The sequence below is a fragment of the Runella sp. genome, assembly GCF_965279615.1.
In the GTDB taxonomy this organism is placed as follows: Bacteria; Bacteroidota; Bacteroidia; order Cytophagales; family Spirosomataceae; genus Runella.
Genome location: NZ_OZ257252.1, coordinates 644,124 through 661,588 on the forward strand (window position 1 = coordinate 644,124; position 17,465 = coordinate 661,588).

Here is a 17,465-nt window from a genome sequence, read left to right on the forward strand (position 1 = left end):
CAAAAAAAGCTACCTTAATTATTTATCATCAGCATTTGATGGAAAAGATATTATCTAAACATTGCCCAACGCTGCGACAACGTGCTGTATTTGCAGCTGATTTCGGCAACGCCCTTGTTCAGCTTACTTCACCAACTGCCATCAGCCCAATAATTACAATTACTGCCCGAAAGCTGACGCAGCAGTGTCGCTTCTTCCGACTGCCTCGGGCCGGTCAGCGATAGTATGAAAAATTTAATAAGAAGTTTCTCAGGCGAGAGACCAAGGTTCGAGTTATCAGGTTTCGATATTTTATTTATGTAAATCAAAGAACAAAAAGTGGATTTACATAAACGACCTCCTAAAACGCAAAAGAGACTGCCCTTTTGAGACAGTCTCTTTGTATTATTTTTTCATTCCAACACTTTGTCATTCCGACGACAGGAGGAATCTAATTTATCCCAAATACGTTTTCAACGCTTTGCTGCGCGAGGTATGGCGCAGACGACGAATGGCTTTCTCTTTGATCTGACGTACACGCTCACGGGTAAGATTGAATTTCTCACCGATTTCTTCCAACGTCATAGGATGTTCGCCGTTCAATCCGAAGTAAAGGGCAATCACGTCTGACTCGCGTTGAGTAAGCGTAGAAAGCGCCCGGGCTACTTCTTTGCGAAGCGAATCGTTGATCAGCCCTTGATCGGGCTTCTCTTCCATGTCGTTTTCCAAAACGTCCAACAGGCTGTTTTCTTCCCCTTGCACGAAAGGTGCGTCCATTGAGACATGACGACCTGATATTTTGAGCGTATCTACCACTTCATTGGCAGAGATATCCAAAACTTCTGCCAATTCTTCGGGAGAAGGCTCACGCTCGAATTTTTGTTCGAGATCCGAAAATGTTTTTGATATTTTGTTGAGAGACCCTACGCGGTTGAGCGGAAGGCGCACAATACGGGACTGCTCGGCCAATGCCTGCAAAATGGACTGACGAATCCACCATACAGCATAAGAGATAAATTTAAAACCGCGGGTTTCATCAAAACGTTGTGCCGCTTTGATAAGTCCTAAATTTCCTTCATTGATAAGGTCACCGAGCGACAATCCTTGGTTTTGATATTGTTTAGCCACAGAGACCACAAAACGCAGGTTTGCTTTGGTCAACCTCTCCAATGCCTGCTGATCACCTTCCCGAATTCGTTGCGCCAAAGTCACCTCCTCGTCGGGAGTCAGCAAATCTACCTTACCAATTTCCTGTAAATACTTATCAAGCGATTGGCTTTCGCGGTTGGTAATCTGCTTACTGATTTTTAGCTGTCTCATTTTATAAACTTTGGTGCTATCTTAATACTATTTGGTAACGAAAAAAGAGAGTCAAAAGTTGATTTTACTTTCAACTTTAAGTTAAAAAACCTAAAATCTACTGACTATCTTGGATTTTTAGTAAAAAATACCGAAAAGAGCCTATATGCGCTGAAAATCAGTTTGATTTCATTCGATTAAAAGCCCTTTTCGACCCCATTTTTATCGACGATTGTCATTGCGACGATCACCGCCTCGGTCATTGCCGCGCTCACGGCGGTCACCGCGGTCTTCGCGCGGTGCTTTTTCTACGTACCCTTCCGGCTTAGGCAACAATACCTTCCGTGAAAGGCGGTATTTACCCGTTTTTTTATCGTGTTCTACAAGTTTTACCTGAATCTCTTCTCCAATTTGCAACACGCCGTCCATCGCTTCGAGTCTTTCCCAAGTGATTTCCGAAATGTGCAGCAAACCGTCTTTGCCCGGCATGAATTCTACAAAGGCGCCAAACGGTTGAATTGTTTTTACGATACCAGTGTACACTTCGTTTACTTCCGGAATAGCCACAATGCCTTTGATGCGTTTTACCGCAATGTCCATGCTGTTCCCGTTGGTTGCAAAAATGCTGACATAGCCTGCACCGTCGCGTTCTTCGATGGTTACGGTTGCGCCGGATACCCGTTGGATTTCCTGAACCACTTTACCACCCGGCCCGATTACAGCACCGATCTGCTCTTGGGCAATTTGAATAACAACCGCACGAGGAGCATGAGGTTTGAGTTCTTCGCGACTTTCAACGATCGCTTTTCTCATTTCACCTAATATATGCAAACGTCCGCGACGCGCCTGATCAAGGGCTTCGGCAAGCACTTCGTACGAAAGACCATCCACTTTCAAGTCCATCTGACACGCCGTGATTCCCTGCTCGGTACCCGTCACTTTGAAGTCCATGTCGCCAAGGTGATCTTCATCGCCCAAAATATCGGAGAGTACTGCATATTTTCCGGCGTTGTCGGTAATCAAGCCCATCGCGATTCCCGCTACCGGTGCTTTGATCTTTATCCCGGCATCCATCAACGCAAGCGTACCTGCGCAAACAGTAGCCATTGAAGATGAACCGTTTGATTCTAAAATATCAGACACGATCCGTATCGTGTACGGGTTTTCATCATCAGGAGGTAATACTTTTTTCAACGAACGGTGCGCCAAGTTTCCGTGACCTACTTCACGGCGTCCCGGACCACGGTTTGGTTTTACTTCACCCGTTGAAAACCCGGGGAAATTATAATGCAGCATGAAGCGGCTATAACCATAATACATGGTAGTATCAATGATCTGCTCGTCCATTTTAGTACCCAATGTTACGGTAGTTAGCGACTGGGTTTCGCCACGGGTAAACAATGCGGAACCATGTGGAGAAGGCAACAGATCAACTTCACACATGATGGGGCGGATCTGGTCAAGCGCACGTCCGTCCAAACGGCTGCGTTCATCCAATACCAACCGGCGAGAAGCTTCCCACTCATAATCATGATAGTAACGCTTGATAAGCCCTACTTTTGCATCATACGTTTCGGGATTTTCCGCTTTATATTGCTCTAAGAATTCAGTGATAACCGCTTTAAAGCCATCTTTACGAATTTGCTTATTTGCGCTTCCCTGACGCGCTACGGCGTATATTTTGTCGTAGGTAGCCGCACGTACTTTTTCACGAAGTTCTTCATCGTGAACTACGTATTCAAACGTACGTTTTTCGGTTTTGCCGGCTTCCGCTTCAAGTTCTTTTTGAACAGCACACTGCAATTTAATCACTTCGTGGGCTGCTTTGATGGCTTCAATGACTTCCAGCTCTGACGCTTCGTTCATTTCGCCTTCCACCATACAGATATCTTTGGCAGATCCCGCAACGATAAGGTCTAATTTGGCGCCTTTGAGTTGTGAAGTAAGCGGATTTATGACATATTCGCCATTGATCTTTGCCACCCGAACTTCGGAAATAGGGCCGTTGAAAGGAACATCCGTAAGCATCAATGCTGACGATGCCGCCAACGCTGCTAAAGCATCCGGCAATACTTCGGCATCTGCCGAAATTAAAAATACGTTTACCTGAGTATCAGCATAAAAATCATCGGGAAACATCGGGCGAAGGGCGCGGTCTACCAAACGGCTAACCAATACTTCGTGATCCGACAATTTGCCTTCCCGCTTCTGGAAGCTTCCGGGAATACGTCCCGCTGATGCGAATTTTTCTTGGTAATCTACCGACAAAGGCAAAAAATCAGTACCGGGTCGGGCATCGGGATTGGAAACAACCGTAGCAAGCAACATGGTGTTGCCCATACGCACAACAACAGACCCATGGGCCTGTCTGGCTAGTTTCCCCGTCTCGATTGTGATGGTGCGACCATCAGGAAGTGTAATGGTCTTAGTGATGATGTTAAACATGAAAGAAGATTTAAAACCGCTTTGTGCCTGCGCTTCCGCTTAAGACTGTTATTTCTGTTATCTATTAAATGTGAACCGAATGTCACGTTGACATTTAACTTCTTTATAAAGACAACAACGCAAGCTATTTATTGAATAAACCGCAAAAAATTATTTTCTACTTGTATTTTGAAAGGGAGAGAAATGACAAACAGGGAATTTCATTGAATGAAATTCCCTGTTTGAGCGTATCGCGTTACTTTCTGATGTTCAGTTCAGCGATGATAGAACGATAACGGCCGATTTCAGTTCTTTGAAGATAATTCAGCAACCGTCTGCGTTTACCTACCAATTTCAAAAGACCAAGACGAGTGGCACTATCGTGTTTGTGCTGCTTCAAGTGCTCGGTCAGGTGGTTGATACGGTGAGTAAATAATGCGATCTGTGATTCCGGAGAACCTGTATCGCTTTCTGACTTGCCATATTTTTGGAACAAGTCTTTTTTCACTTCCGATGTTAAATACATGATTGTAACCTCAGATTAATTTAGATGGAACATTTATACAAAAACGGCTGCAAAGGTAAGAAATTAGTTTGAATAAACCGCTTTATCTCCACGCCATTTTTTCAGAAAGGTGCTTTGTTTCCATTTTTTGGTCATCCGTTCCCACCAGATCACGTAAACATCACTGTCAAATAACCGAGAATCCTTCAGGGCACGGTCAGCGAAATAAAATCCAACCACGATAAGAATGGCATTGGAAAACCAAGCCCCCAAAGGAACCATTATCAATCCGTCCTTAGCCCATTTATCGCCTTGCAGGGTAAGGACATAGGATAAAATAAAGAACAGCACAGACACCAACACGGGAATTCCGAATCCTCCTTTTTTAATGATCGCGCCCAAGGGTGCGCCCAGCAGGAACATCACAAAACAGGAAACTGCCTGGGTATATTTATGGTGCATTTCCAAGTCGTAGCGATACCACGTTTTTCCTTTTTCCGACAAATAGGTCTTATTGCTTTGGGCATATGATTTTACATTTTGTGCCTGATTGAGCGCACCGGCTATTACCTGCTCTTTTTCAGAGGGTAAAACGATCGGTTTCTTTTTCAGCAATGAATCAACCCATTTTCCGTATTTGGGAGCCGACTGTTTGGGCAGTGTTTCGGCCCGAAAAGCATAACTGAAATATTGTTTAGACTGCGGAAAAAGCCCGTCTTTGGTCTTTCTGTATTCTTTTTTAAGCGAATCTGCTACTTTACGCAGCTCTTTTGCATTCTTCATGTACTCGTGGTACTGAAATTGATTTTCATCGGTTCGTTTGAGACCAAATGACTCCAGACTTACAACCATCTTGTAATGGTCAAAAGAAGAACGCGTAAACTGTCTGCTTTCATTGGACGCATAACTGCCCGTTCCTCCCGTTTGGCCATTCTCAGAATATTGATTCCCTTTATACAATTCAAAGACCAAATAACTTTGGTTATTGATAATAAACATCTGGCCCGAATCCGCTAAAGTTACCTCGCGATTGCCGGCATTAAAATCAGCGGTTGGGTGTCGGTAAATAACCAGCCCTTTCAGGCTTTTTTGGTCAGGGAATTTTTTGTCAACTTTAATATTGTATCCCGGCAGATCATTGTAGAAGATTCCTTCCTTAATATTAAGGGTAGCTTTTGCGGTTTTGATATCGTACAGGAGGCTATATCCTTTAAGGTTGGCCCATGGTGCTACTTCATTGTTATACCAAAAAGAGAAGAGCGTGATCAAGCCTACCATCACCATGACCGAACGCATAGCACGCCATGTAGAGATTCCCGCGCTTTTAATGGCTGTTAATTCGAAAAACTCTCCCAAATTCCCAAAGGTCATCAACGACGACAGCAAAACGGCCAAGGGCAAAGCTACCGGAATGGTAATGAGGCTGAAAAAACTGAAGAGTTTAACATAGTTTAAGAAATCGATGTCCTTTCCCACCAGCTCATTCAGGTACTGCGAGATAAGGCGCATTAAAAAAATGAAAACTACAATGCACAATGTCAACACAAACGGCCCTAAAAATGACCGTAATACCAATTTATCAATTTTTTTCATTCGTATTCCGTCAGCTTCCCACAATTTCTTTGAGACTCTCTATTAAACCGTCCCAAAGGTCTTTTAGTTCTTCCGCATCAGTGTTGACGGAATAGTCCGTAATCCGTAAATAGGTCGAACCGGTCAAATCACTTACGTCAATTTTAAACTCAATATAATTGTTGTCTCGATTACTTTCACTTGTATTAAGAAACTCAAATTTTACGCTTTTATTAAGGCGAAGAGAGCTTTGCTCGGCTATATGACTTTCTTTATCCCAGATAAAATCGAAGGTATGGTCAGGCTTGGTATTGACTTTATCACAAAACCATTCCGACAAGCCTGAGGCAGAACTTATGTAAGGGAAAAGCATCTTTGGCGAAGCCCTTAGTTCATATTCATTCGAGTATTTGAACTTTTGCATAGTAATTTGGCTTGTTTAAGGTTTTAAAAAAGGTCGGTTTATTTTTCTTCGGTAAGGTAATAGGTTTGTCTTTCTTCTGTATTCTCAGCTTTTAGTTTCTATAGTAAAGTCTGTAATGATGTTAAGTCTCTCAACGGCAGCGGCAAAATAGAAACTTCCTGCAATTATTCAAAATCTGTTTGTGCATTAAAATTTTTTCTACTACTTTTGCACCACCAAAACAATGGCGGGGTAGCTCAGATGGTTAGAGCGTAGGATTCATAACCCTAAGGTCGGCAGTTCGATCCTGCTCCCCGCTACACTGATTATCAGGCCGTTATAGAATAAATCTGTAACGGCTTTTTTATTTGGTATAACATAAGTACAGCAGCTTCTTAAATTATATTTATCGGCGCATCTTCTCATTGATAATCCTGTTTTGAAGTTAAAGAGTAAGATATTTCAGCCATTTTACTTTTAACCCAATAGCGCTTACAGTCCGGATTTATGCTTTTTACTGCAAGGGGTTGAGTACAATTCTACCGAGTTAAAGATTTTTTTTAATACCTATACACAGGCTCGGATTGATTACACCTTGATAGATTTTATCTATCTAAATATAGAATTAATTGATTTTGAATATTTTTTTCAACAACCTACCTTTACAGCGTTGCATACATACCAAATGCAGTTAAGCATTCATTCACTAATAACCTTGAACAAAACATGGAAAAAGGGTCAGATGATATCAGTAAATGCCCGTTTCACAATGGCACGATGAAGCAAAATGTTGGCGGTGACGGCACCAGAAACCGTGACTGGTGGCCCAATCAGTTAAAACTGAGCATTTTGCGTCAGCATTCTTCCAAATCAAATCCAATGGATGAAGGTTTTGATTATACTGAAGCTTTTAAAAGCCTAGATCTGGAGGCAGTAAAACAAGACCTTCATGCCCTCATGACCGACTCACAGGACTGGTGGCCGGCTGACTTCGGGCATTATGGTCCTTTGTTCATCCGCATGGCATGGCATAGTGCAGGTACGTATCGTGTGGGCGATGGCCGTGGTGGCGCAGGTGCAGGGCAACAACGTTTTGCTCCATTGAACAGCTGGCCGGATAACGTGAGCCTTGATAAAGCCCGCAGATTGCTTTGGCCGATCAAACAAAAATATGGCCGCAAAATTTCATGGGCCGATCTGATGATCCTTACCGGTAATGTAGCCCTGGAATCAATGGGCTTTAAAACATTTGGATTCGCCGGCGGACGTGCCGACGTATGGGAACCGGAGGAAGATGTGTATTGGGGTTCTGAAACCACTTGGCTGGGTAATGACAAGCGCTACGCTCACGGTTCGACAGGCGTGGCGGAGCATGGTGTGGTATCATCAGATGAAAATGCTGATGGCGGCATCCACTCGCGCAACCTTGAAAAACCGCTTGCTGCTGCCCATATGGGCCTGATTTACGTAAATCCGGAAGGTCCCGACGGTAATCCTGATCCGATTGCCGCCGCAAGAGATATACGCGAGACATTTGGCCGCATGGCAATGAATGATGAAGAAACGGTTGCTCTGATCGCCGGAGGACATAGTTTTGGTAAGACGCACGGGGCAGCTCCTTCCGATAATGTTGGCAAAGAACCCGAAGCGGCCGGCATTGAATTGCAGGGCTTTGGCTGGAACAACAGTTACGGTTCGGGCAAAGGTGCCGACACCATTACGAGTGGTTTGGAAGTGATCTGGACAAAAACGCCTACCCAATGGAGTAATAACTTCTTTGAAAACCTGTTTGCTTTCGACTGGGAATTAACCAAAAGCCCGGCCGGTGCTCACCAATGGGTCGCCAAAAATGCCGAAGAAATCATTCCTGATGCCTATGACAGTGGTAAGAAGCATGCACCAACCATGCTTACCACCGACCTCGCGTTAAAGTTTGATCCTGCTTATGAGAAGATTTCCAGAAACTTTCTGGAAAATCCCGATGCTTTTGCCGATGCTTTTGCCCGGGCTTGGTTCAAATTAACGCACCGCGATATGGGTCCGCGTGCCCGCTACCTGGGTCCTGATGTGCCCGAAGAAATATTGATCTGGCAGGATCCTATTCCCGCAGTAGACCATGCTTTGATCGATGAAAATGATATTTCAGCTTTAAAAGCAAACATATTGGCATCAGGCTTGAGCGTATCTGAATTGGTTTCAACCGCATGGGCTTCTGCTTCTACCTTCCGTGGTTCTGACAAGCGCGGTGGTGCCAATGGTGCCCGTGTTCGTCTGGCTCCCCAAAAGGACTGGAAGGTAAACAAGCCGGCACAGTTGCAAAAAGTATTGGGTATTCTGGAAAGCATTCAGGAAGAGTTTAACGGTACTCAGTCAGGAGGTAAAAAAGTTTCATTGGCCGACCTGATCGTATTGGCAGGGTGTGCAGGTGTTGAAAAAGCCGCCGGAAATACGATTACCGTTCCTTTTACACCGGGCCGTATGGATGCTTCGCAGGAGCAAACTGACGTTGAATCAATCGGTCATCTGGAACCCATCGCCGACGGTTTCCGCAACTATCAATCATCAAAATTCGCGGTATCTACCGAAGCCTTATTGATCGATAAAGCACAATTGCTTACTCTTACGGCACCTGAATTAACGGTATTAGTAGGTGGTATGCGTGTATTGGATACCAATTTTGACGGATCCAAAAATGGCGTCTTCACTTCACGTCCGGGCCAACTTACCAACGATTTCTTTGTAAACCTGCTCGACATGAGTACTGCATGGAAGGCCATGTCTGAAGACCGATCATTGTATTTAGGCAGTGATCGTGCCAACGGTCAACCCAAATGGACAGCCACTCGTGCAGATCTTGTATTTGGCTCCAGTTCAGAACTGAGAGCGATTGCTGAGGTGTACGGAAGTGCCGATGCTCAGGACAAATTTGTAAAAGACTTTGTAGCAGCGTGGGATAAAGTGATGAACCTGGACAGATTTGATCTGGCTTAGTCCTAAGTAAATAAAGTGCGCCTTCGATAGTAATGCAAAGAGCGCTATAGTATCCTGAAAATTAAAAAGGCACCGAAATTCGGTGCCTTTTTAATTGATTCATCTTGGGGAACTCAAAGTCTGAATTTGCGGCAAATGACAGTTCTTAATGATAGAAGTCACATTGCCATAATTATGATTTCGGGCCGGCAATTTCAGTTCCAAATGGCTGATTATAATAGCGTTTACCCGTCGTTTTAAACAAAGCATTGGCTACTGCTCCGAAAACCGGTGGAAATGGCGGTTCACCCAATCCACTCGGATCAATGTCATTTTCTACAAAATGAACATCTATTTTCTTAGGTGCTTCGTTGTGACGAATGATTCGGTAATTATGAAAATTGCTTTGTTCGGCGGCGCCGTCTTTGTGCGTTAAAGCGCCATAAAAGGAATTGCCGATACCATCTACCACGGCTCCCTGCACCATATTTCGGGCAGCATCGGGGTTGACAACCACGCCACAATCCACGGCAGAAGTTACCGATTCCACATACGGCCGTCCGTCTCTCATGACCATATCTACCACATGGCCGGCATAAGAGGCATGGCAGAAATACGCGGCTACTCCCCGTTTTTTACCGGCATTTTCGGGTTTTCCCCAACCCGATTTTTCTTTCAGCAGTTCCAAAACGCCGATGTATCTTCCTGCATCGTAATCATTGTTTTTGCCAACAGGGTTTTCTTTTGCCCTTTTTAACAAATCAAGGCGAAGTTGGATGGGGTCTTTACCCATTGCTTCGGCCACTTCGTCGAGAAACGATTGCTCGGCAGCGGCATTGAAGTTGGAACGCGGTGCCCTAAATGCTCCAATCGTGATATTCGAAGGAATCTCCCAACCTTCTGCCAGATAATTATCCACTGCCCCGGCCGGAAAACGATTGGCATGAACAGGATTTTCGGGAATACCGCCCCCTTTTACATGAAACCCGATCAGGTTTTTATTGGCATCCAACGCCGCACGATACGTGGCCGTATACATGGGCCGATAAATACCGTAAGTCATGTCATCTTCGCGGGTATACATGAGCTTGATCGGTGCCTTGATTTTTTGGGAGATACGAGCCGCTTCATAGACATATTGTCCATACGCTCTGCGACCAAAGCCCCCACCCATGCGCGTCATCTGAATTTCAATCTTGTCGGCGGGTAGATTCAACAGTTTTGACAGCGTAGGTTCTACCCAACCCGGTGCCTGCAAAGGCCCTGCCACTATCGCTTTTTCATCTGTCACATGGGCGAAGAAATTCATCGGTTCCATGCAGTTATGGGCCAAAAACGGAGCATTATAGGTACGTTCGATGATCAGAGCCGCATTTTTGAAAGCCGTCTCGGGATCGCCGTCTTTGCGTAATTGCTGGGCCGGTTTTTTGGCATATTCCGCCATCATTTCAAATTGGCTGCCTGTCGTCTCCAATCTACCCGGAACGGTCACTTCTCTTTTCCCGCCCCTGCCCATCATGGTATCTTTCACATCACCGGTAGCTTCCCATTGTACGATCAGCTTTTTGCGGGCGTTCATTACTTCCCAGGTAGTAGTGCCTACCACGACCAGCAGATCGTTGAACGTACGCGTATCAAAACCTCCCTGTTCGAAACCTTCCTCATACAATTTCAGGGTGAAAACATCTTTGATGCCCGGCATTTTGAGGGTTTGCGAAGCATCGAAGGATTTCAATTTCATTCCGAAGGCGGGTGGATGTTGAATCATGGCGATCAACATACCATCAACGCGATAATCCATCCCGAAAAGGGGCTTGCCGGTGACTATTTTTTGTCCTTCCACATTTTTCTTCGATTTTCTTACCACCGAAAAATCTTTGGGGGCTTTCAATTTCACGTCTTTCGGCACCGCCACGGTAGCGGCTTTACTCGCCATTTCGCCATATGTTGCTGATTTGCCGCTCGAATGAGCTAATACGCCTGCTTTGGTCGTGATTTCACCGGCCGGAACACTCCAGGTTTGAGCCGCGGCTTCGATGAGCATTTGCCTTGCCGATGCGCCTGCATTTCTCAGGGGTCTCCAATACATTCTTACTGAATTGCTTCCCCCGGTAAATTGTGCACCTAATTTCGCATTGTCGTGCGGCCCCATTTCTACGATCACATTTTTCCAATCAGCATCCAACTCCTCGGCGATGATCATCGGCAAAGACGTCATGACGTTTTGGCCAAATTCGGGGTTGGGGCAAATGATTTTAACGACGTTGTCGGGCGTAATTTTGATGTATGCCGTCAGTTCTGACCATTGCTCAGGAAGGTTCATGCGGGCGTCGTTCCGCTCCTGTATTTTTTCGGCGGCTTTTGCACTCGAGAACCAACTGAAACTAAGCATCATTCCCCCTCCTGCCAACGCAGAAGATTTAAGGAAAGAACGTCTGCTGTATGTGTTTTTCTCTTCCATGTTTACTGTTTTTTTTAGTGTTGCAAATGCACCGGTTATGCAGTTTTGGTATTTTAACAAGGTTGTGAGCAACCTCAGGCAGGTTCTGAGAAGCGCAGCGGCGCACCGCCCTGCTTCACAGCTATGCTTTGGAGGCTGATTTAATGGCTTCTTTGATCCGCAGATAGGTTCCGCAACGGCAGATATTTCCACTCATGCCGGCTTCAATATCGGCATCGCTCGGATGAGGATTGTTTTTGAGCAGGGCCACGGCACTCATGATCTGCCCCGACTGACAGTAGCCGCATTGTGCCACATCGTGTTCGAGCCAAGCTTTCTGTACGAGGTGATCGCCGTTGGCCGATAAGCCTTCGATGGTGGTGATTTCCTGCTTACCGATGGCTGAGGCAGGCAAAACGCACGAGCGAACGGCTTTTCCGTCTAAATGTACCGTGCAGGCTCCGCATTGAGCCATACCGCAACCAAATTTGGTCCCCGGCATGTTGAGATGGTCTCGCAATACCCAGAGAATGGGGGTAGAAGGGTCTACATCCACCGGGCGAATTTTACCGTTGATCTTAAGATTATATTTAGCCATGAGCGCAAAAAAATTATATTAAAAGTTGTAAAAGTAATGGGATTTATCTTCAGAAAGTTACGATTTTCAAATACATACTTATACAATTCAAACGATAAAAGGTAAGCATTAATTGGAATGTAACGTCCGGTACTCGTTGGGTGATTGTCCCGTTCGGTCTTTAAAAAAGCGACTGAAGTGTTGAGGATATTTAAACCCCAATTCATAGGCAATCTCATTAACGGTTTTTGTTCGGTCAAAGATTCTTTCTTTCGACAACTCAATCAACTTGGATTGGATGTGCTCCTGAGCGGATTTCCCCGTTTCTTTTTTTACCAGATCGCCAAAATAGTTCGCCGACAAGTGTAATTGGTCAGCAAAATAGGCAACGGAAGGCAAACCGCTTGTTTGCGGTTTCTCCGATTGAAAATAATCATTCAATAAAGCTTCAAATTTTTCTAAAATGCCTTGATATACATGATCACGGGTAATGAACTGGCGTTCGTAAAAGCGGACGCAGTAGTCCAAAAACAGCTCAATATTAGAGACAATCAGTCGTTTACTGTGCTTGTCAATGGCGTGCTCCAATTCATAGTCAATTTTCGAGAAGCAATCCAACACAATGCCCCTTTCACGCTCGGACAAATGCAGCGCTTCATTGGATTGATAGCCGAAGAACGTATAATCCTGCATGTGTCGTCCGAGAGAAGTACCGAGCAACAGATCCGGGTGAAAGACCAGCGCATACCCCTTTGGCTGATAGGTTTCTCCGTTACTGCTAACGCCTGCCACCTGTCCCGGTGCCAGAAAAACCAACGTACCTTCCTGATAATCATACGTATGTCGACCGTAGACCAGATCACCGCATTTCACATCTTTTAAGAATATGGTATAGAAGCCGAAATACATTTGGGAACCCTGTCGGGGAGCCGCCTTCGACAGGTCAACCACACTCACCAACGGGTGGCGTGTTTCATTGTTATTGAATTTGTTATAATCAGTTATGGTCTCAAACCGACGCATGGTGTCCATATCACTATTGTTTTAACCTACTCAAAATTAACATTTTATTCATTCTCTAATGAATGAAGCACCCTCAATCAGTAATATTGGTAGAAGAATCCGTAATCTGTATACCACGCAGGCCAATAATAGGTAAGACCTTTGCAATGTAAAAGAATCAGCTATGCAACAGGTTACATTAAATAACGGCATTCAAATGCCCATTCTCGGATTCGGTGTTTTTCAGGTAGTAGACTTGGCAGAATGTGAAAGAAGCGTAGCAGATGCCATCAACACAGGATATCGTTTGATTGATACCGCCGCTTCTTACGGAAACGAAGAGGCGGTGGGAAAGGCGATTAAAAGAAGCGGCGTTCCAAGAGAAGACCTCTTTATTACGACCAAATTGTGGATTCAGTCCAATGGGTATGAAGGCACCCTGAAGGCCTTCGAACATTCATTAAAACAATTGCAACTGGATTATCTGGACTTATACCTGATGCACCAACCCTTTGGGGATGTGTATGGGGAATGGAGAGCCATGCAGGAGTTGTACAAAGAGGGCAGAATCAGAGCCATTGGTGTCAGCAACTTTCATCCGGACCGACTGATTGACCTGATCGTTCACAACGAAATCATCCCGGCCGTCAATCAGATCGAAACCCATCCTTTTAATCAACAAATTGAGACGCAACATTTTTTAGTAGAAAACAAGGTGCAAATCCAATCGTGGGGGCCTTTTGCCGAAGGCAAAAATCACCTTTTTGAAAATGAACTATTACTTTCTATTGGCACAAAATACGGTAAATCCGTGGCACAGGTAGTGTTGCGGTGGCTTATCCAACGGGGAATAGTGGCTATCCCGAAATCCGTTCGCAAAGAACGAATGGAAGAGAACTTCAACGTCTTCGATTTTGAACTAAGTACCGAAGAGTTGGAATCCATCAAATCATTGGATACCGGAACGAGCAGCTTCTTCGACCACCGCGACCCCGCGATGGTTAAATGGTTGGGCGAAAGAAAATAATTACGGCTATGACACACCTGCTTTTTGCTCTTTTTCTTTTGATTTCCGCTTGTTCTTCCACCCAAACGAAGGATATTCCGGTGGCGGGTGAATCTGCATTAGCTCCCGACAAAATACTGATCGTGTATTTGTCGCGGACAAATAATACAAAAACCATTGCGGAAATCATTCAAAAACAGGTTGGCGGAACGTTGGTGGCTCTGGAATTGGAAAAGCCCTACCCCGAGAATTACCGAGCTACCGTAGATCAGGTAGTGAAGGAAAATGAAACGGGATTTTTACCCCCTTTAAAAACTAAAATCGCCGATATTCAAACCTATGATGTGGTGTTTATCGGCTTTCCCACGTGGGGTATGAAGCTGCCACCACCCATGAAAAGCTTTTTGAAGCACTATAATTTAAAGGGAAAAACCATTATTCCTTTTAACACGAATGCAGGTTATGGTATTGGAAGCAGTTTCGAGACGGTGAAGAAACTATGTCCCGACAGCAAAGTTCTGGAAGGTTTTACAACCGGAGGCGGATCGGAAAGGGACGGAATCTACTTGGGGATCAAAGATGAAAAGGCCGGGGAAGCAGAAACGCAGGTAAAAGAATGGTTGCAGAAACTCAAAATGAGGTAAGAATCACAGGTAATTTGAAAAAGCGGTTTTACGCCGGCACAGTTAAATAACAGATACAGTATGAAAAATTTAACCAAAAAAATACCTTTTCTTTTTTTGCTGACTGCGTGTTCATTGCAGGCTCAACAGCCGGACAGCAATGCCCCGAAAGTTAAAACCGAATCCGGTATTGTTCGAGGAACCATCGAAGGCGAGGTTTCCATCTTTAAATCAATTCCCTATGCCTCACCGCTGGCGTCCGCCGCAACCCGTGAAAAGTTGGGAAGGTGAATTGGATGCAACCAAGCCCTGTAAAGACTGCGGGCAGGCAGCTTTTGGACCCAATGCTCCAAAAATCAGCCCTAACGCTTCGGAAGACTGTCTTTTCTTACATATTTGGAAACCTGCCACTGCCGCAAAAGGCGCAAAATTACCCGTAATGGTCTGGATTCACGGGGGAGCATTTGTGTTTGGCAGCGGTTTAAGTCCTGAAAATTCGGGTATACCTTTCGCCAAACAGGGAGTCCTTTTGGTTACTTTCAATTACCGATTGGGGCGACTTGTTTTTTTTGCACATCCTGCTTTAAGTAAAGAATACCCCAATGAACCTAAAGGAAACTACGGCTACATGGACCAAATGGCCGCTCTCAGGTGGGTGCAAAAAAACATCGCCGAATTTGGCGGAGACCCTAAAAATGTCACCATCTTCGGCGAATCCGCCGGCGGGGTTTCGGTCCAGTCACTTCTAACGATACCGTCTGCCAAAGGGCTTTTCCACAAAGCAATTGTCGAATCGGGCGGCGGTCGGGACGGCGTGCTTACGGGCCGGCCCATCAGCAAAGAAAATGCCGACAACTATTACCCCATTTCCGCCGAAACGACCGGGATCAACTTTGCCAAAAAACAGGGAATAGAAGGGACGGATGCCGCTGCATTAGCCAAACTTAGGGCGCTGTCAGCCGCCGATATAATTGACGGAGGGCAGGAAAGCAACGGGCAGGGCGGCCCATTGATCTACTCCGGACCCATTCTCGACGGAAAGCAGGTAGTAGAAACAGCCGAGAGTGCCTATAAGGCCGGCCGGCAAAATCGTGTGCCAATCATGATTGGCTCCAACAGTGCCGAGGTGCCGGCCGGTTTTGTCAATGCGCAATCAAAAGAAGCATTGTTGTCTTTGTTTGGTAACATGAAAGAAGAGGCAAAAAAGGTGTACGACCCCGAGGGAACCGCAGAATTGGCCGAAATGCTCACCCGGGTCAATACCGACAAAGTATGGGCTGAGCCGGCCCGATTTACGGCCAATGCGGTAACCCAAAAAGGCGACAAGGCCTACATCTATCTTTTCTCCTATGTGCCTGAAGCATTGAAAGCAAGAGCTAAATACGGAGCTCCGCATGCGTCCGAAATTGCTTACGTATTTAACAATTTGAACGCACGCCGAGGAATTTCAACGGCAACCCCACAAGATGAGGAAGTAGCCCGATTGATGAATGTTTACTGGGCAAACTTTGCCAAAACGGGTAATCCCAACGCGAAAGGATTACCGGAATGGCCTGCGTTTGACCCCAAAAAGAACGAATTGATTGAATTTCAATCGGATGGGAAAGCAGTAGCAAAGCCGGACCCCAAAAAAGCAAGGCTTGATGTGATTGAAAAAGCGGTAGAATCAGGGAATTTACATTAGACAAACATTTAAATAGAACAGATTGAAGCGAATGGCTTCAATAGTAATAATTGTATTAAGTCTGATCCGGAGCCATTTCTTTCAGGTATGATCGTTTAGTATATGCTATAATTTTCGTTTTCAGGATATTTGTAGATAGATAATTGAGTAAGCTACGCTCAGGGTCTTACTCTCCGGGTACTTTTTATGCCTTTTAAACTATCGAACCATAAAACGATTAAAATAGCAACCATTGACCTGTTTTATCTGCACAGGCTCGATCCCAACTCGCCCATTGAAGATGTCGCGGGAACGGTGAAAGACCTGATCCAACAGGGCAAGATCAGGAATTTTGGTCTGTCGGAAGTTTCCCCGGCTACGATCCGTAAGGCGCACACCATACAACCGACCGAATATTCATTGATTGAGAGAGTAGCCGAAAATCAACTTTTAGATACCTGTCAGGAACTCGGAATCGCCTTTGTGCTAATGCAGACCATTTGAAGGAAAATGTCAGAGCTTGGGATGTTAAATTTACGTTCAAAGAATTAACTGACTTCAGGACTGAATTATCAAAAATTAAGGTAGCGGGTGTGCGTACACCGGAATCAATTTTGGTGAACCAATAAGCAACCTCTCGCAAAAAAGGAAGCGCCGGTGAAGTTGCGCTATACTGAGAGCTGAATACACACTGACTCAAATGCAACATTATTTTCATAAAATTATCAATACTGACCAACAGTAAATATCAGAGGCGGTTAGATGCTTCTTTCCAATCGTCATTAAGTGAGTACCCTTTTTTATAGGTTAAAAATGAACAGATCAGGGCTGTGAATCGCAGTCCCTGATTTTTATAAAAGATAATTTCTCTTTTGCTCAAAAACGAACTTTTTAATTGACCAATAATCGGTTATCGGCTTTTGGCATAGATTTTTAGTCAAAATTCATTTGATTCTTACAATGACCGTCGCTAACACTTTTTGGCACTTTGAAAGAAAACTT

15 protein-coding genes and 1 tRNA gene are annotated in these 17,465 nt (G+C 44.9%); 8 read left to right on the forward strand and 8 right to left on the reverse strand.

The genetic code is table 11. The annotated features are described in order from the left end of the window. Positions 1–38 precede the first annotated feature (38 nt). Positions 39–224, forward strand: a complete 186-nt coding sequence (locus ACQY73_RS02925) for a hypothetical protein (RefSeq protein WP_428661209.1) — start codon at positions 39–41, stop codon at positions 222–224. A 211-nt stretch (positions 225–435) separates the two neighbouring features. Here the strand turns inward: ACQY73_RS02925 and ACQY73_RS02930 are convergent, their stop codons facing one another. From ACQY73_RS02930 to ACQY73_RS02950, 5 genes are all read right to left on the reverse strand, one after another. Continuing rightward, positions 436–1,299, reverse strand: a complete 864-nt coding sequence (locus ACQY73_RS02930; RefSeq protein WP_013930257.1) for a sigma-70 family RNA polymerase sigma factor — start codon at positions 1,297–1,299, stop codon at positions 436–438. A 201-nt stretch (positions 1,300–1,500) separates the two neighbouring features. After that, a complete protein-coding gene (gene pnp / locus ACQY73_RS02935; RefSeq protein WP_428661213.1) occupies positions 1,501–3,723 on the reverse strand; it encodes a polyribonucleotide nucleotidyltransferase in 2,223 nt (740 codons plus the stop codon). A 235-nt stretch (positions 3,724–3,958) separates the two neighbouring features. Beyond that, positions 3,959–4,228 carry a 30S ribosomal protein S15 gene (rpsO, locus tag ACQY73_RS02940; RefSeq protein WP_013930259.1) on the reverse strand — a complete coding sequence of 90 codons (270 nt, stop codon included), beginning with the start codon at positions 4,226–4,228 and terminating at the stop codon, positions 3,959–3,961. Between the two features lie 63 nt (positions 4,229–4,291). Next, positions 4,292–5,800: an LptF/LptG family permease gene (locus tag ACQY73_RS02945; protein ID WP_428661215.1), complete on the reverse strand. Its 1,509-nt coding sequence runs from the start codon at positions 5,798–5,800 to the stop codon at positions 4,292–4,294. Positions 5,801–5,810: 10 nt separating this feature from the next. After that, entirely contained in the window at positions 5,811–6,203 is a 393-nt protein-coding gene (locus tag ACQY73_RS02950; protein ID WP_428661218.1) for an START-like domain-containing protein, read from the reverse strand. 225 nt (positions 6,204–6,428) lie between these two features. Here ACQY73_RS02950 and ACQY73_RS02955 point away from each other — a divergent pair. After that, positions 6,429–6,502: transfer RNA gene (locus ACQY73_RS02955), tRNA-Met, on the forward strand. A gap of 406 nt (positions 6,503–6,908) precedes the next feature. Next, positions 6,909–9,173, forward strand: a complete 2,265-nt coding sequence (katG, locus tag ACQY73_RS02960; protein ID WP_428661221.1) for a catalase/peroxidase HPI — start codon at positions 6,909–6,911, stop codon at positions 9,171–9,173. Between the two features lie 172 nt (positions 9,174–9,345). On the opposite strand, the gene ACQY73_RS02965 is transcribed toward katG, so the two are convergent. From ACQY73_RS02965 to ACQY73_RS02975, 3 genes are all read right to left on the reverse strand, one after another. Next, a complete protein-coding gene (locus tag ACQY73_RS02965; RefSeq protein WP_428668408.1) occupies positions 9,346–11,544 on the reverse strand; it encodes a molybdopterin cofactor-binding domain-containing protein in 2,199 nt (732 codons plus the stop codon). A gap of 190 nt (positions 11,545–11,734) precedes the next feature. Then, complete coding sequence (locus ACQY73_RS02970) at positions 11,735–12,190, reverse strand: (2Fe-2S)-binding protein (RefSeq protein ID WP_428661224.1); 456 nt, start codon at positions 12,188–12,190, stop codon at positions 11,735–11,737. 108 nt (positions 12,191–12,298) lie between these two features. Beyond that, on the reverse strand, positions 12,299–13,201 hold the full coding sequence (locus ACQY73_RS02975) for a helix-turn-helix domain-containing protein (RefSeq protein WP_428661227.1): 903 nt from the start codon (positions 13,199–13,201) through the stop codon (positions 12,299–12,301). 154 nt (positions 13,202–13,355) lie between these two features. Here ACQY73_RS02975 and ACQY73_RS02980 point away from each other — a divergent pair, with 154 nt between their 5' ends. From ACQY73_RS02980 to ACQY73_RS03000, 5 genes are all read left to right on the forward strand, one after another. Further along, complete coding sequence (locus tag ACQY73_RS02980) at positions 13,356–14,198, forward strand: aldo/keto reductase (protein ID WP_428661230.1); 843 nt, start codon at positions 13,356–13,358, stop codon at positions 14,196–14,198. Between the two features lie 8 nt (positions 14,199–14,206). Continuing rightward, complete coding sequence (locus tag ACQY73_RS02985) at positions 14,207–14,821, forward strand: flavodoxin (RefSeq protein ID WP_428661233.1); 615 nt, start codon at positions 14,207–14,209, stop codon at positions 14,819–14,821. A gap of 60 nt (positions 14,822–14,881) precedes the next feature. After that, positions 14,882–15,091 carry a hypothetical protein gene (locus ACQY73_RS02990; protein ID WP_428661235.1) on the forward strand — a complete coding sequence of 70 codons (210 nt, stop codon included), beginning with the start codon at positions 14,882–14,884 and terminating at the stop codon, positions 15,089–15,091. Continuing rightward, a complete protein-coding gene (locus ACQY73_RS02995; protein WP_428661238.1) occupies positions 15,042–16,484 on the forward strand; it encodes a carboxylesterase/lipase family protein in 1,443 nt (480 codons plus the stop codon). The genes ACQY73_RS02990 and ACQY73_RS02995 overlap by 50 nt, the downstream gene beginning before the upstream one ends. Positions 16,485–16,670: 186 nt before the next feature. Next, the gene (locus ACQY73_RS03000) at positions 16,671–16,967 is read left to right on the forward strand and encodes an aldo/keto reductase (RefSeq protein WP_428661241.1); all 297 of its coding nucleotides are present in this window, start codon (positions 16,671–16,673) and stop codon (positions 16,965–16,967) included. Positions 16,968–17,465 lie beyond the last annotated feature (498 nt).

What these genes read in the sequence shown, in the direction of transcription:
- ACQY73_RS02985 (WP_428661233.1), top strand. Translation starts at nt 14,207, where the DNA reads ATGACACACCTGCTTTTTGCTCTTTTTCTTTTGATTTCCGCTTGTTCT.
- ACQY73_RS02975 (WP_428661227.1), bottom strand. Translation starts at nt 13,201, where the DNA reads ATGGACACCATGCGTCGGTTTGAGACCATAACTGATTATAACAAATTC.
- ACQY73_RS02970 (WP_428661224.1), bottom strand. Translation starts at nt 12,190, where the DNA reads ATGGCTAAATATAATCTTAAGATCAACGGTAAAATTCGCCCGGTGGAT.
- ACQY73_RS02965 (WP_428668408.1), bottom strand. Translation starts at nt 11,544, where the DNA reads ATGCTTAGTTTCAGTTGGTTCTCGAGTGCAAAAGCCGCCGAAAAAATA.
- ACQY73_RS02990 (WP_428661235.1), top strand. Translation starts at nt 14,882, where the DNA reads ATGAAAAATTTAACCAAAAAAATACCTTTTCTTTTTTTGCTGACTGCG.
- ACQY73_RS02925 (WP_428661209.1), top strand. Translation starts at nt 39, where the DNA reads ATGGAAAAGATATTATCTAAACATTGCCCAACGCTGCGACAACGTGCT.
- rpsO (WP_013930259.1), bottom strand. Translation starts at nt 4,228, where the DNA reads ATGTATTTAACATCGGAAGTGAAAAAAGACTTGTTCCAAAAATATGGC.
- ACQY73_RS02945 (WP_428661215.1), bottom strand. Translation starts at nt 5,800, where the DNA reads ATGAAAAAAATTGATAAATTGGTATTACGGTCATTTTTAGGGCCGTTT.
- pnp (WP_428661213.1), bottom strand. Translation starts at nt 3,723, where the DNA reads ATGTTTAACATCATCACTAAGACCATTACACTTCCTGATGGTCGCACC.
- ACQY73_RS02930 (WP_013930257.1), bottom strand. Translation starts at nt 1,299, where the DNA reads ATGAGACAGCTAAAAATCAGTAAGCAGATTACCAACCGCGAAAGCCAA.
- katG (WP_428661221.1), top strand. Translation starts at nt 6,909, where the DNA reads ATGGAAAAAGGGTCAGATGATATCAGTAAATGCCCGTTTCACAATGGC.
- ACQY73_RS02980 (WP_428661230.1), top strand. Translation starts at nt 13,356, where the DNA reads ATGCAACAGGTTACATTAAATAACGGCATTCAAATGCCCATTCTCGGA.
- ACQY73_RS03000 (WP_428661241.1), top strand. Translation starts at nt 16,671, where the DNA reads ATGCCTTTTAAACTATCGAACCATAAAACGATTAAAATAGCAACCATT.
- ACQY73_RS02995 (WP_428661238.1), top strand. Translation starts at nt 15,042, where the DNA reads ATGCCTCACCGCTGGCGTCCGCCGCAACCCGTGAAAAGTTGGGAAGGT.
- ACQY73_RS02950 (WP_428661218.1), bottom strand. Translation starts at nt 6,203, where the DNA reads ATGCAAAAGTTCAAATACTCGAATGAATATGAACTAAGGGCTTCGCCA.